Source organism: Leucobacter musarum subsp. musarum, from assembly GCF_001273845.1.
Lineage (GTDB): Bacteria > Actinomycetota > Actinomycetes > Actinomycetales > Microbacteriaceae > Leucobacter > Leucobacter musarum.
In genome coordinates this window covers 45,513-58,785 of sequence record NZ_JHBW01000087.1, presented here as the reverse complement: position 1 = coordinate 58,785, position 13,273 = coordinate 45,513, and the positions used below count along the sequence as shown (strand labels likewise).

Annotated in this window: 12 protein-coding genes; 2 read left to right on the top strand and 10 right to left on the bottom strand. The window is 64.4% G+C overall.

What is annotated here, in order from left to right:
* Window position 1 precedes the first annotated feature (1 nt).
* The 3 genes from metK to CH42_RS09260 all read right to left on the bottom strand — a co-directional run bounded on the left by metK (window position 2) and on the right by CH42_RS09260 (window position 2,355).
* Window positions 2-1,195 carry a methionine adenosyltransferase gene (metK, locus tag CH42_RS09270; protein WP_053352928.1) on the bottom strand — a complete coding sequence of 398 codons (1,194 nt, stop codon included), beginning with the start codon at window positions 1,193-1,195 and terminating at the stop codon, window positions 2-4.
* A gap of 161 nt (window positions 1,196-1,356) precedes the next feature.
* On the bottom strand, window positions 1,357-1,638 hold the full coding sequence (gene rpoZ, locus CH42_RS09265; protein ID WP_053352927.1) for a DNA-directed RNA polymerase subunit omega: 282 nt from the start codon (window positions 1,636-1,638) through the stop codon (window positions 1,357-1,359).
* 69 nt (window positions 1,639-1,707) lie between these two features.
* Window positions 1,708-2,355, bottom strand: a complete 648-nt coding sequence (locus tag CH42_RS09260; protein ID WP_053352926.1) for a hypothetical protein — start codon at window positions 2,353-2,355, stop codon at window positions 1,708-1,710.
* A 93-nt stretch (window positions 2,356-2,448) separates the two neighbouring features.
* Here CH42_RS09260 and CH42_RS09255 point away from each other — a divergent pair, with 93 nt between their 5' ends.
* Window positions 2,449-3,318, top strand: coding sequence for an acyl-CoA thioesterase (locus tag CH42_RS09255; protein ID WP_053352925.1), 870 nt, complete (start codon window positions 2,449-2,451; stop codon window positions 3,316-3,318).
* A 15-nt stretch (window positions 3,319-3,333) separates the two neighbouring features.
* Here CH42_RS09255 and CH42_RS09250 read toward each other — a convergent pair whose 3' ends face one another.
* The 3 genes from CH42_RS09250 to CH42_RS09240 all read right to left on the bottom strand — a co-directional run bounded on the left by CH42_RS09250 (window position 3,334) and on the right by CH42_RS09240 (window position 6,167).
* Window positions 3,334-3,801 carry an acyl-CoA thioesterase gene (locus CH42_RS09250; protein WP_053352924.1) on the bottom strand — a complete coding sequence of 156 codons (468 nt, stop codon included), beginning with the start codon at window positions 3,799-3,801 and terminating at the stop codon, window positions 3,334-3,336.
* Between the two features lie 106 nt (window positions 3,802-3,907).
* On the bottom strand, window positions 3,908-5,590 hold the full coding sequence (ettA, locus tag CH42_RS09245) for an energy-dependent translational throttle protein EttA (RefSeq protein ID WP_053352923.1): 1,683 nt from the start codon (window positions 5,588-5,590) through the stop codon (window positions 3,908-3,910).
* Between the two features lie 88 nt (window positions 5,591-5,678).
* Window positions 5,679-6,167: a DUF6993 domain-containing protein gene (locus tag CH42_RS09240; protein ID WP_053352922.1), complete on the bottom strand. Its 489-nt coding sequence runs from the start codon at window positions 6,165-6,167 to the stop codon at window positions 5,679-5,681.
* A 265-nt stretch (window positions 6,168-6,432) separates the two neighbouring features.
* Here CH42_RS09240 and ssb point away from each other — a divergent pair, with 265 nt between their 5' ends.
* Entirely contained in the window at window positions 6,433-6,975 is a 543-nt protein-coding gene (ssb, locus tag CH42_RS09235) for a single-stranded DNA-binding protein (protein ID WP_053352921.1), read from the top strand.
* Here ssb and msrA read toward each other — a convergent pair.
* From msrA to CH42_RS09215, 4 genes are all read right to left on the bottom strand, one after another.
* Window positions 6,972-7,499, bottom strand: coding sequence for a peptide-methionine (S)-S-oxide reductase MsrA (msrA, locus tag CH42_RS09230; RefSeq protein ID WP_053352920.1), 528 nt, complete (start codon window positions 7,497-7,499; stop codon window positions 6,972-6,974). The genes ssb and msrA overlap by 4 nt on opposite strands.
* A complete protein-coding gene (gene nadE, locus CH42_RS09225; RefSeq protein WP_053352919.1) occupies window positions 7,496-8,338 on the bottom strand; it encodes an ammonia-dependent NAD(+) synthetase in 843 nt (280 codons plus the stop codon). The genes msrA and nadE overlap by 4 nt, the downstream gene beginning before the upstream one ends.
* Window positions 8,339-8,372: 34 nt before the next feature.
* Entirely contained in the window at window positions 8,373-11,876 is a 3,504-nt protein-coding gene (gene dnaE, locus CH42_RS09220) for a DNA polymerase III subunit alpha (protein ID WP_053353534.1), read from the bottom strand.
* A gap of 152 nt (window positions 11,877-12,028) precedes the next feature.
* The gene (locus tag CH42_RS09215) at window positions 12,029-13,102 is read right to left on the bottom strand and encodes an acyltransferase (protein WP_053352918.1); all 1,074 of its coding nucleotides are present in this window, start codon (window positions 13,100-13,102) and stop codon (window positions 12,029-12,031) included.
* Window positions 13,103-13,273 lie beyond the last annotated feature (171 nt).

Here is a 13,273-nt window from a genome sequence, read left to right as displayed (position 1 = left end):
CCTAGAGTCCGGCGGCGGCCCGCAGCTCTGCGACGCGCGGGGTAGCCTCCCAGGTGAACTCGGGCAGTTCGCGGCCGAAGTGCCCGTACGCGCTCGTCTTCGCGTAGATCGGGCGCAGCAGTTCGAGATCACGGATGATGGCGAGGGGTCGCAGGTCGAACGTCTCTCGCACGGCGCGCTCGATGCGGTCGAGCGGCACCGTCTCCGTGCCGAAGGTCTCGACGTAGAGGCCGACCGGGTGGGCACGACCAATCGCGTACGCCACCTGCAGTTCCGCGCGCGAGGCCAACCCGGCGCGCACTACGTGCTTCGCGACCCAGCGCATCGCATACGCGGCAGAACGGTCGACCTTCGACGGGTCCTTACCACTGAAGGCGCCACCGCCGTGTCGGCTCGCGCCGCCGTAGGTGTCGATGATGATCTTGCGGCCGGTGAGCCCGGCGTCGCCCATCGGGCCGCCGACGACGAACGGGCCGGCCGGGTTGATGAAGAGGTCGGCGTCTGCACTCGAGAGCTCGACGCGCTCGAGCACTGGACGAATGACGAGGCGCTCGATCGCGTCACGGAGCGCGGGCTGCGTCAGATCGGCGTGGTGCTGCGTCGACACCACGACGGCTTCGACACTCGCGGCACGATCTCCGTCGTACCCGATCGTCACCTGCGTCTTGCCGTCGGGGCGCAGTTCGGGCAGCTCACCGCTCTTGCGCGCTTCGGTGAGGCGCTCGGCCAGACGATGCGCGATCCAGCTGGGAAGCGGGTGGAGTTCTGGCGTCTCGTCGGTGGCAAACCCGAACATGATGCCCTGGTCACCCGCGCCCTGACGACTCAGCGCGTCGTCGTCACCCGAACCGCTACGGACCTCGAGCGACGTGTCGACACCGCCGGCGATATCGGGCGATTGCTGACCAATCGACACAGACACACCGCAGGAGGACGCGTCGAATCCCATTTCGGAGCTGGTGTAACCGATCTCACGCACGGCGTTGCGCACGAGCTGCGGGATCTCGACGTACCCCGTCGTGGAAACCTCACCGGCAACGTGCACCAAGCCCGTGGTCACGAGCGTTTCGACGGCGACGCGAGCGCCCGGGTCCTGCGCGAGCATCGCGTCGAGGATCGTATCCGAGATGCGATCGCAGATCTTGTCGGGGTGCCCCTCGGTAACGGACTCTGAGGTGAACTGACGCAACGACACGGGTCTCCTAGAACTGCGATGACGGGGCGGAAGTACATCCACCAGATGAAAAAACGCCGGTGGCGTCGGACCTTTTCAGGGTATCCGACGCCACCGACATTGCTGAGCCGCATCACTCAAGATTGCAGAGCACAGCGAAAGATTGCGGCTGCAATCGCGACTTACGCCTCTTCGTCGAGCTCTGGCGTGGCCTCAGCGCGCCGGGTCATCGTGAGCTTGCCCTCGACGATCTCGTGCAGGGCGATCGAGAGCGGCTTGTCGTCGACCGATGAATCGACCAGCGGGCCGACGTTATCGAAAAGATTGCCGTCGTGCAGATCGGTGTAGTAGTCGTTGATCTGACGGGCACGCTGCGAAGCGAAGACCACCAGGGCGTACTTCGAATCGACCTTCTCGAGCAGATCGTCGATGGGCGGGTCGATGATGCCGTTGGGGTTGGCCATTACACACTCCTCTTGTTGACCGTCATATCCTACCCGAGGAACGAGGGATTCGCTGGACGCGCAACTCGACTACCCCAGAAGCGAGCGCACCAGCACATGCCCGCGCACCGCAGTGAGACGCGTCCACGTCAGCGAACGCGCGATGTGGACCGGCGCGTCATCACCGAGAAACCCCAGCGTCTCGGCGGCGAATGCGGCCGCTGCCGGCACACCGGGCGCCATCTCCAACCCCCACACCGTTGCTCGAACGCGGTGCACCACGGCTTCGCCGGGATCGGCGGGCAGCGCCGCGGCCACGCGGTCGATTCCCTCGAGTGCAACCCCGCGCACCGAAGCCGCGTCCAGCGAACCTGCAGGGATCCAGCCCGAGGTGGGTGGCAGTACGCCGGCCCATGCCGCCATCGGGCTGGGAACCGGCAGTTCCAACTCACGGCCGATGAACCCGAGTCGGGCAATGCGGTCGAGCAGCGCGCGCGCCTCGACCGTAGTGTCGACGTCAGGCTCCGTCGACGTTGCCAGAGCGAACGCACGCATGACGAGCACCACTGGCACCGGATCGGTGATCCCGCGCGGCGCCTGCGTGCACCCGAACACCGCGAGCGCAGTCCCCCGCGACACGATCCGCACCTCGGGTTGACCCGCGCGCAGGAGTCGTTCGAGGAAGATCTTCAGGTCGTCGCGTGTCGCCGCATCGGCGAGCGAAAGGATCGCAGGCATCGCTGCCGAGTCTAGTCCGCGCAGGCCAGAGCACCCCGGCCGCAGCCCTAGACTGGGGCCATTCCAGTCCGCGCGCACACGACGGAGGCTTTCATGATCGCATCACCGAACCTGCTCGAGATGCTCACCGTGCTCGATTCGGGCGCACGCACCCGTGAGAACATCCTGACCGGCCCGCCGCTGCCCACCCCGCACGGGCGATCTTTCGGCGGACAGGTGCTCGGTCAGGCGATCGCCGCTGCCGGCACGACGGTCCCCGACGATCGGCAGATTCACTCGATGCACGGCTATTTCCTGCGCCCGGGCGATAGCGACGAACGGATGACTTTCGAAGTCGACCGCCTCCACGACGGGCGCTCATTCTCGACCCGACGCGTGCAGGCCTATCAGCACGGCGAGGCGCGCATGTCGATGATCTCGTCGTTCCAGACCCCGGATGCGGGTGTGGAGCACCAACAGACGATCGACCTCACCACTGTCCCCGACCCGAACACGTTGCCGACTGTCTGGGAGAAGTACGGCCACCTCGGTGGCGATGGACGTGCCTCGTGGGTGCTCAATCGACCGTTCGACTTTCGCTACGCCGAGTCAGACATCATCCTGCGCGTTGCCGAGCGCACCTCGACGCAACGCGTCTGGATGCGCAGCCGCGAAGCATTCGACGCCTCACCACTCCTCAACGCTGCAGCGCTCGCTTTTGGCAGCGACTACCTGCTGCTCGAACCGGTGGCGCGCCAGCACGGGATTCCCTGGGCCACGCCGGGGATGCGGGCGGCGAGTCTCGACCATGCCATGTGGTTCCACCGCCCGTTCCGAGTCGACGAGTGGTTGCTCTACGAGCTCGATTCGCCGACGTCGCAGGGCGGTCGGGGGCTGGCGCACGGCCGCTTCTTCGACCGTGACGGCAACCTGGTCGCAAGTGTGGCGCAGGAGAGCATGATCCGGCTGCCCGGCCAGGAGTAAGCCGAAAGACCGCGCTCAGCCGCGCCGCATGCGCAGCGGCTCGTCTATCCAGGGCTCGACGGAAGCTCGACCGACCTCAGAGAGACGCACCGGACGCAGCGTCGATCCGTCGACGATGACGATGTGGGAGATCGCCTTTGCGACGACCGAGCGTTCGGCAGCCGCGCCATCGACGATCTCATAGTGGACTTCAAGGCTCGAACCCCCGAGCTTGCCGATCCACAATTCGACAGTGATCGGACGCTCCGAATACTCGAGCACGCGGGTGTACTCGATCTGTTGGCTCGCCACGAGCATCTTCGGGCCGTTCGGATCGTCGCCCCGGAAATGTCGCTCCATTCCGGTGCGCTCCCGCCCCGACCCCAGCCAGAAGGTGCGCACGCGCGCCTCCTCAAGAAATCGCGCGAACGCGACGTTGTTCACATGCCCGTAGGCGTCCTGATCCCCCCAGCGCAGTTCCATATCGACGCGCGTCCGTGCCATGAGTGATCCCCTCTCACCTCGCCGCGCTCCCGCCCACGAGGCGATCGATGTGCGCCCCCAGCAAGCGAGGCGCGGCCCCCATACGGGAGCCGCGCCTCGCCGCGGTTTAGTCGCGCGTGAGCTTGCGGTAGGTGACCCGCGACGGCTTCGCCGCGTCGGCACCGAGCCGCTCGATCTTGTTCGCTTCGTAGGCCTCGAAGTTGCCCTCGAACCAGTACCAGTTCGCAGGGTTCTCCTCGGTGCCCTCGTAGGCGAGGATGTGCGTCGCGATGCGATCCAGGAACCACCGGTCGTGCGTGATGACGACGGCGCAACCCGGGAACTCGAGCAGCGCGTTCTCGAGGCTCGTGAGCGTCTCGACGTCGAGGTCGTTAGTCGGCTCATCGAGGAGCAGTAGATTGCCGCCCTGCTTGAGCGTCAACGCCAGGTTCAGTCGGTTGCGCTCGCCACCGGAGAGCACGCCGGCCGGCTTCTGCTGATCCGGCCCCTTGAACCCGAAGGTCGAGACATAGGCGCGCGACGGGATCTCGACGTTGCCGACCTTCATGTAGTCGAGGCCCTCCGAGACCACCTCCCACACGGTCTTCTTCGGGTCGATGCCGCCTCGCGTCTGGTCGACGTAACTCAGCTTGACCGTTTCGCCGATCTTGAGCTCGCCGCCGTCGAGCGGTTCGATGCCGACGATCGTCTTGAAGAGCGTCGTCTTGCCCACACCGTTCGGGCCGATGATGCCCACGATGCCGTTGCGCGGCAGCGAGAACGACAGGCCATCGATGAGCGTGCGCCCGTCGAACCCCTTGTTCAGCGTCTTCGCCTCGAGCACGACATTTCCGAGACGCGGGCCCGCGGGAATCTGGATCTCTTCGAAGTCGAGCTTGCGCGTGCGCTCTGCCTCCGTCGCCATCTCCTCGTAGCGGGCCAGACGGGCCTTCGACTTCGCCTGACGCCCCTTCGTGTTCGAGCGCACCCACTCGAGTTCTTCTTTGAGGCGCTTCTGCAGCTTCTGGTCCTTCTTGCCCTGGACCTCGAGACGCGCGGCCTTCTGCTCCAGGTACGTGGAGTAGTTGCCCTCGTACGGGTACAGGCGACCGCGGTCGACCTCGCAGATCCACGTGGCGACGTGATCCAGGAAGTACCGGTCGTGGGTCACGGCCATGACCGCACCCGGGTACTTCGCAAGGTGCTGCTCAAGCCAGAGCACGCTTTCGGCGTCGAGGTGGTTCGTCGGCTCATCGAGGAGCAGCAGATCAGGCTTCTCGAGCAGCAGCTTGCACAGCGCGACGCGGCGCTTCTCACCGCCCGAGAGGTTCGAGATGATGGCGTCGGCCGGCGGGCAGCGGAGTGCATCCATCGCCTGATCGAGCTGATTGTCGAGGTCCCAGCCGTCAACCGCGTCGATCGCTTCCTGGAGCTCGCCCATCTCGGGGAGAAGCGTGTCGTAGTCGGCGTCGGGATTCGCCATCTCCGCTGAGATCTCGTTGAAGCGATCGAGCTTGCCCTTGATCTCGGCGACGCCCTGCTGCACGTTCTCGAGAACCGTCAGGTGCTCGTCGAGCTCCGGCTCCTGCATCAGGATGCCGACGGAGTATCCGGGGGTGAGGATCGCGTCACCGTTCGACGGGGTATCGAGCCCCGCCATGATCTTCAGAATCGTGGACTTACCGGCGCCGTTCGGGCCGACCACGCCGATCTTCGCGCCCGGCAGGAACGCCATGGTCACGTCATCGAGGATCACCTTGTCGCCGTGCGCCTTGCGCGCGCGAACCATCTGGTAAATGTACTCAGCCATAGACACTTTCGGGCGCGGAGGCGCCCCGAACTCCTTTGTGGGCAGGAATGGATGCGGATCGCCACCACTCTACCGCGCGGAGCGTTGCTCAGCTGATGGGCGCGGTCTCCCCGATCAGGCACAAATCCTGGTTCGGCCCGACTGCGGGTTCGTTCTGAGCGACGAAGCTCCGATCAGCCGCAACGACCTGACCGATCAGGCAGTCCGTACCGATGCGCACCGACACAAAGATGTTGTCGGCGGGCAGATTGGTCTTGCTCGCGTCGAAACTCACCTGCATCGCGGTCTTGTCGAAACCGGCTTCGGCAACGGCCTGCACGATCGGTGCGCCCTGCACGGCCCCCGTGCCGGCGCTGAACGCCCGCAGCACTTCCGTGAAATACGGCAGATTCTCGGCGGCGGACCCCCCGGGCACCAACTCGGGGGTGGTCTCCGGCGGAGCCTGCGTCTCCCGTTTCGGTGTCTCGGGTGTGGGGCCCTCGAGTATTGCGCACCCGCCGAGCAGCAGTGCACTCAGCGCGAGCGCTGCGACAGCGGCAAACGCAGATCGGCGGGAGGGATGCGGATCAGTAGGCACACGCACAGTGTACAAAGCGGGTGCGCGACCTGGCTGGTGATGCGCTGGAACAGGATCCCCTCCCACGCTCAGGCACAATGATCCGCTCACTGTTGGGTATTCTCCCGGTCTACCCCCGCGTCATCCACAATTCGCGCGCACCCGCCGGTGGGAGCCGCGTGGATCGCGCAGGCTATGGGTGAGCGGGCGGCACGGACTCCGCACGGCACGCGCCGCCCGCTCATCACATTCCCCGCCGTTCACGGCATCAACGAAGGAGCGAAGCATGACCACCACTGTCTGCGTCGTCGGCACGGTTGCGACGACCCCCAAACTGATTTCGACACCGGGCAAAGTAACGCTCTGCACGTTCCGCATCGCCGCGACCGAGCGGAAATACGATCGTGAGCGTTCGCAGTGGGTCGATGGCGAGACCAACTGGATGACGGTCAACACCTTCCGAGGCCTCGCCGACCACTCAGCCGCCTCGTTTTCCACCGGCGACCGCGTCATCGTGAATGGGCGGTTACGCGTTCGCGCGTGGGAGACCGAGGAGAAGTCGGGCACCTCCGTCGAAGTCGAAGCCGATGCCATCGGCCATGACCTTCGCTGGGGCACAAGCACCTTCGCGAAGCAGAACGCCACACCCCCACCGATCGAATCTGACGCGTCGGCGACGCCGGCGAGTCCCGGAGCCTTCGCCGACGACGCACTCACCCCGTCGGATTCGGGATGGTCGGTGACCCCGGCACCTTCTGACGCTGCCGAGAGTGCGCCGTTCGGCGAAGGCGACGTCGCCGAGGCGGATGCGCTGCTGAATGCTGCCTAGCGCAGATACTCGGCGAACGACGCCCGAACCTTGTTCACCTTCGGCACGGCGACCGCGAGGCAATATCCCTGGGTCGGATTCTTCGCGAAGAAATCCTGGTGGTACTCCTCAGCCGGGTACAGCGCGCCGAGTGGTTCGATCGTCGTAACGACCGGACGAGGCCAGAGTCCGCCCGCCCGCTCGCGGGCGGACTCGAACTCGGCCCGTTGCGCGTTGTCTGCCGGGAACATCGCGGATCGGTATTGCGTTCCCACGTCGTTGCCCTGCCGATTGAGTTGGGTCGGGTCGTGCATCGTGAAGAACGCATCCAGAATCACCGAAGAAGGAATGACCTCCGGGTCGAACGTCACTGCCACGGCTTCCGCATGCCCCGTTGTTCCCGTGCACACCTGCTCATACGTGGGATGGTCGTTCTCGCCACCCGTGTATGCCGACACCACATCAGTGACGCCCCGGAGTGCTCGATACGCGGCATCCAGGCACCAGAAGCAGCCCCCGGCCAGAACGTAGGTCGTGTTCGTCATTTCTCTCCTTCAGCCGGCATCCACCAGTCATCGCTGGGCGAGACCGGCAGACGGCGCTTGTGCTCCGTCGCGCGGTACCGGCGCTCGAGGTTCTCAACGCTCGACGGGTCGACCGTGTTCCCGGTGAGGAACGCGTCAATCTCGGAATAGCTGACTCCGAGGCTCGATTCATCGGTCTGCCCCGGCTGGTCGTCGAGCAGGTCTGCGGTCGGCGCCTTCTTCCAGAGCCGCTCCGGGGCATCGAGTGCCCGGAGCAGCGAGGCGCCCTGCCCCTTGGTCAATCCATCGAGCGGCACGACGTCGGCCGCCCCGTCGCCAAACTTGGTGAAGAAGCCGGTCACCGCTTCCGCAGCGTGATCCGTGCCGACCACGAGGAGTCCTCGGTCGCCCGCGATAGCGTACTGCGCGACCATGCGCATACGCGCTTTGATGTTGCCACGATTGAAATCGGTGACCGGTGAGCCGAGGGCATCCGACACGGCCGCATCGAGCGCGGCTGTCGCGGGCTTGATATCCACGGTCAGCGTTTGATCGGGCGCGATGAACTGGAGTGCGAGTTGCGCATCATCTTCATCCTGTTGCACGCCGTGCGGCAGTCGGACGGCGACGAACTCCGCCTCGCGACCCGCGGCACGCAAGCGTTCGACCGCGAGCTGCACCAGCCGACCCGCCAGCGACGAATCTTGGCCGCCGGAAATTCCGAGCACAAAGCCGCGCACCCCCGGAATAGCAACGGCGTATGCGGCGAGAAAAGCGACGCGACGTTCGATCTCCGCCTGCGGGTCGATCTCGGGTTGCACGCCCAGGGCGTCGATGATCTGCTGCTGTGACTCGCTCATACGCACACCCTACTCCGGCCGGATTGCCGCATGGTTACAGCAGATCTTCTACGGGCAGCAAACACCGGGGACCGAGGAGGCCCTTCAGCTCGCCAAAGAGATCAGCCGTAATGCGCACCTGCTGCGGAAGTTCGAAGACGCGGATCGCAGTTGACGTCATTAGGTTCAAACGCACCTCGCTGTCGCCCCGGTGACGCGCCAGTGTGTCTTTCAACTCCCCCATCACCTTCTCGGTCGCTCGGGAGTCCGCAAGGGAGATCATCAGCATCGACGCGTCGTCTTGCGCAGATACATCGATCGGCTTGACCCCGTAGGCGTGCATGGACATGCCGTCGTCACGCGCATTCATCTTCCCTCGGAGCGCCACCACGCTGTCTGGCTGCAATAGGCTGCCGAACTCCTGATACGACTTCCCCATGAACAGCGCCTGCACCTCGCCGGTGAAGTCCTCGATCGTGACCATGCCGTACAGGTTGCCGGACTTCGCCGTGCGGTGCTGCACACTCGTGAGGAGCCCGGCGACCGTGACAATCTCGCCGTCAAAACTCGGGCTCGCTTCGGGGTTGGTCACCTGCTGCACGGTGGCACTCGCTTCTTTCGCAAGGGCGGCGTCGAGTCCGCGAAGCGGGTGATCCGAGACGTACAAGCCGAGCATCTCTCGTTCGAACGCGAGCTTGTCTTTCTTCGTCCACTCCGGGCGATCGGGAACCTGCGACACCGAATCACCGGCGCCGTCGGACTCAGCGACTTCAGCGAACAGGCTGTCGAAATCGAAACCGACATTGCCGTTCTCGGCGTCACGCTTCTCCTTGACCGAACTTTCGATCGCAGATTCGTGGATTTCGACCAGCGCCCGTCGCGTACCCCCGAGCCCGTCGAAGGCACCCGCTTTGATGAGTGATTCGATCGTGCGCTTGTTCAGCGCGACCAGCGATACCTTCTTGAGATAGTCGTGGAAGGTCTCGAAGTTGCCCTTGGTCTCGCGCGCCTCCCGCACCGCCTCGACAACGTTCGTACCGACGTTGCGAATCGCGCCGAGGCCGAATCGAATATCGGAACCGACTGCAGAGAAGTTTGCGAACGATTCATTCACCGCCGGCGGCAGCACCTTGATGCCCATGCGGCGGCACTCGTTGAGATAGATCGCGAGTTTGTCTTTGGAGTCGCCGACACTCGTCAACAGCGCCGCCATGTACTCGGCGGGATAGTGCTCTTTGAGATAGGCGGTCCAGTAACTCACCACGCCGTACGCCGCAGAGTGCGCCTTGTTGAATGCGTAGTCCGAGAAGGGCAGCAGAATGTCCCAGAGGGCTTTGACAGCGGCCTCAGAATACCCGCGCTCTTTCATGCCGCCGGCAAAGCCTTCGTACTGTTTGTCGAGCTCAGACTTCTTCTTCTTGCCCATGGCGCGTCGCAGAATATCGGCCTGGCCGAGCGAGAAGCCCGCGACCCGCTGCGCGATTGACATCACCTGCTCTTGGTAGATGATGAGGCCGTAGGTCGTCTCGAGGATGTCTTTCAGCGGCTCGGCCAGCTCGGGGTGAATCGGCGTGATCTCTTGCAGGCCGTTCTTACGGAGCGCGTAGTTCGTGTGGGAATCGGCACCCATGGGGCCCGGGCGGTACAGCGCGAGCACCGCGGAGATGTCTTCGAAGTTGTCGGGCTTCATAAGGCGCAGCAGGCCGCGCATCGGCCCGCCGTCGAGCTGAAACACCCCGAGTGTGTCGCCGCGCGCGAGCAACTCGTACGACGGTGCATCGTCGAGCTCGAGGCGCTCGAGATCAAGTTCCTCGCCGCGGTTCAGGCGGATGTTCTCCAGGGCATCCGAGATGATCGTGAGGTTGCGCAACCCCAGAAAGTCCATCTTGATCAGCCCGAGGCCTTCGCAGGTCGGGTAATCGAATTGGGTGACGATCTGCCCGTCTTGTTCACGCTTCTGCAGCGGGATGATGTCGATGAGCGGATCGCTCGACATGATCACGCCGGCGGCGTGCACACCCCATTGCCGCTTCAGGCCTTCGAGCCCGAGTGCGGTGTCGTAGACCGTCTTCGCCTCGGGGTCTTCTTGCAGTACCGCGCGGAACTCGGCTGCCTCTTTGTACCTCGGGTGCTTGCTGTCGGTGATACCCGAGAGGGGGATGTCTTTCGCCATGACGGCGGGCGGCATCGCCTTGGTCAGCTTCTCGCCCATGCCGAAGGGGAACCCGAGTACGCGCGACGAGTCTTTCAGCGCCTGCTTCGATTTGATCGTGCCGTAGGTGACGATCTGAGCGACACGTTCGTCGCCGTACTTCTCCGTCACGTACTTGATGACCTCGCCGCGACGGCGATCATCGAAGTCGACGTCGAAGTCGGGCATGGAAACACGGTCGGGATTCAGGAAGCGCTCGAAGATCAGCCCGTGCTGCAGCGGATCGAGATCGGTGATGCGCATCGCGTACGCCACCATCGAACCGGCACCCGAACCGCGGCCGGGGCCGACGCGGATACCGTTGTTCTTCGACCAATTGATGAAGTCGGCGACGACGAGGAAGTAGCCGGGGAACCCCATCTGCGTGATGACGCCGATCTCGTACTCGGCCTGCTTGCGCACATCATCGGGAATGCCGTTCGGGTACCGGTACTGCAGGCCCAGCTCGACCTCTTTAATGAACCAGCTATCTTCGGATTCCCCTGCGGGCACCGGGTATCGCGGCATATAGTTCGCCGAGGTGTTGAATTCGACGTTGCAGCGCTCGGCGATAAGGAGGGTGTTGTCGCACGCCTCCGGGAAGTCGCGGAAGATGTGCCTCATCTCAGCGGCCGTCTTCAAGTAGTACCCCGACCCGTTGAATTGGAAGCGGTTCGGATCGTCTAGGCGCGACCCCGACTGCACGCACAGGAGCGCCGAGTGCGCCTCGGCATCGGCCTCGTGCACGTAGTGGAGGTCATTTGTCGCGACCAGGGGAATCGAGAGATCGCGGGCGATCTTCACGAGATCGCTCTGCACACGGCGCTCGATCTCGAGTCCGTGATCCATCAACTCGCAGAAGAAATTCTCGCGCCCGAAGATGTCCTGGAATTCTGCGGCTGCCTGACGCGCCTCCTGGTACTGCCCGAGGCGCAGTCGGGTCTGGATTTCACCCGACGGGCAACCGGTCGTGGTGATCAGCCCTTTTCCGTAGGTCTGGAGGAGCTCGCGATCCATACGCGGCTTGAAGTAGTACCCCTGCATCGACGCGTAGCTCGAGAGCCGGAAGAGGTTGTGCATGCCCTCCGTCGACTCAGACAGCATGGTCATGTGCGTATAGGCGCCCGAGCCCGAAACATCGTCGCCACCGCCGTCGCCCCAGCGCACACGTGTCTTGTCTGTGCGGTGCGTGCCCGGCGTCAGGTACGCCTCGATGCCGATGATGGGGTTGAGCCCGTGGTCTTTGGCCTGTCGCCAGAAGTCGAAGGCACCGAACGTGTTGCCGTGGTCAGTGACGGCGATCGCCGGCATTCCCTGCGCAGCAGCGGCCTCCATGAGTGGCCCGACACGCGCCGCCCCGTCGAGCATCGAGTACTCGCTGTGCACGTGCAGATGCACGAACCCGTCTGAATCTGACACCGGTGAAACCCCTCTCGCGGACCATCACCAGGGTACTGCGCGCCTCTGACATTCGACACTTCGCGAGACAGCGCGCGGCGCGGCGCGGCGTGATCAGGCGATCAAGCGAGAACCCCGCGCACCCACGGGATGCAGCGCAAGAGCAGTGAGGCCCCCAGACTCAGTGCAGCGACAGCGACGGTGAGCACGGGTACCGAGATCCACGGGCTGGCGATCTCCGTCGTCATTCCGATCTGCCGCAGGCACCACAGGAAGAAGGGATGCACGAGATAGATTCCGAATGATGCCCCCGCGAACAGGGCCACCGCGCGAGTCCACCCGGCGCTCAGACGATGCGACAGGTTCCAATCGCGCGCGCAGACGAAGACGGCAACAGCGACGACGGCCACGGTGATCGACACGAAGTCGAAGTACCGCTCGTCAGTCTCTCCGGCTGCACGCGAAGCTTCGATCGTGCCCCATACCGTCGCCGCGATGCCCGCAGCCGCGCAGATGATCCACCCCACGCGTGCTCGTGTCGTGCCGCGCGCCGTGTGCAGCAGATAGCCGAGCACGAAGTAGCCGGAGTACCCGAGCACGAGGTCGAAGCGCATCGTGCCGAGCACCGACCGCAGCAGGTCGCCGGCACCCGGAATGGGTTCGAGCAGCGGGAACACCGCCGCGAACGGAACCGCGAGTGCGACGAAGTACCACGAGATGCGACGGTCGGTCGTGATCCGGCGCAGGATCGGCGTCGCCAGGTTCAACCCGATCAGTGCGATCAGGAACCACAAGTGGAAGTGACCGGTCACGAATTCGGAGATGAACTCCCACAGATCCCGGCTCCCACCGGGGCCATACACCGTGAGCGCGGCGTACAGCAGCGACCACACGGCATATCCGACGGTGAGACGTGCAATTCGTCGTCGCAAGGAACGGGCCCGAAGCGTGCGCTGGGGGTCGAGGAAGAGCGCTCCCGAGATCATGAAGAAGATCGGTACACAGAACCGGAGTGCGCCGTTGATCCACGTCAACTCGACCCATCTAGTCTCGCTGATCGGAATCGCATGCCATTCGGTAATCGCGGCGTGGATCCCGATCACCGCGATCGTCGCAACGACGCGCAACACCTCAAAATACTCGATGCGCTTCGGGTCCTCCTGCACGGGAGTGGTCGTCGCTGCCTGAGTATCCATGCCTCGGAAGCGTATCAAGCTCTGTGCAGGGAGGCTCACAGCGGGCCGCCACAGGGGGGTCGCCACACCGGTTGGTCACAGCCGTTCAAAACCTCGTCGGGAGTAGGGTGAACGGACGGCGGGTACGAACGCGTTCTCCAAGACCACGTTCCTGCGACGAGGTTCCATCGA

Bases quoted from the DNA above. Each gene is read 5' to 3' on its own strand.
- CH42_RS09260 (WP_053352926.1), bottom strand. From the start codon at position 2,355: ATGCCTGCGATCCTTTCGCTCGCCGATGCGGCGACACGCGACGACCTG.
- msrA (WP_053352920.1), bottom strand. From the start codon at position 7,499: ATGACGAACACGACCTACGTTCTGGCCGGGGGCTGCTTCTGGTGCCTG.
- CH42_RS09215 (WP_053352918.1), bottom strand. From the start codon at position 13,102: ATGGATACTCAGGCAGCGACGACCACTCCCGTGCAGGAGGACCCGAAG.
- dnaE (WP_053353534.1), bottom strand. From the start codon at position 11,876: ATGCTCGACGGGGCGGCGCGTGTCGGGCCACTCATGGAGGCCGCTGCT.
- rpoZ (WP_053352927.1), bottom strand. From the start codon at position 1,638: ATGGCCAACCCCAACGGCATCATCGACCCGCCCATCGACGATCTGCTC.
- CH42_RS09250 (WP_053352924.1), bottom strand. From the start codon at position 3,801: ATGGCACGGACGCGCGTCGATATGGAACTGCGCTGGGGGGATCAGGAC.
- ssb (WP_053352921.1), top strand. From the start codon at position 6,433: ATGACCACCACTGTCTGCGTCGTCGGCACGGTTGCGACGACCCCCAAA.
- CH42_RS09255 (WP_053352925.1), top strand. From the start codon at position 2,449: ATGATCGCATCACCGAACCTGCTCGAGATGCTCACCGTGCTCGATTCG.
- ettA (WP_053352923.1), bottom strand. From the start codon at position 5,590: ATGGCTGAGTACATTTACCAGATGGTTCGCGCGCGCAAGGCGCACGGC.
- nadE (WP_053352919.1), bottom strand. From the start codon at position 8,338: ATGAGCGAGTCACAGCAGCAGATCATCGACGCCCTGGGCGTGCAACCC.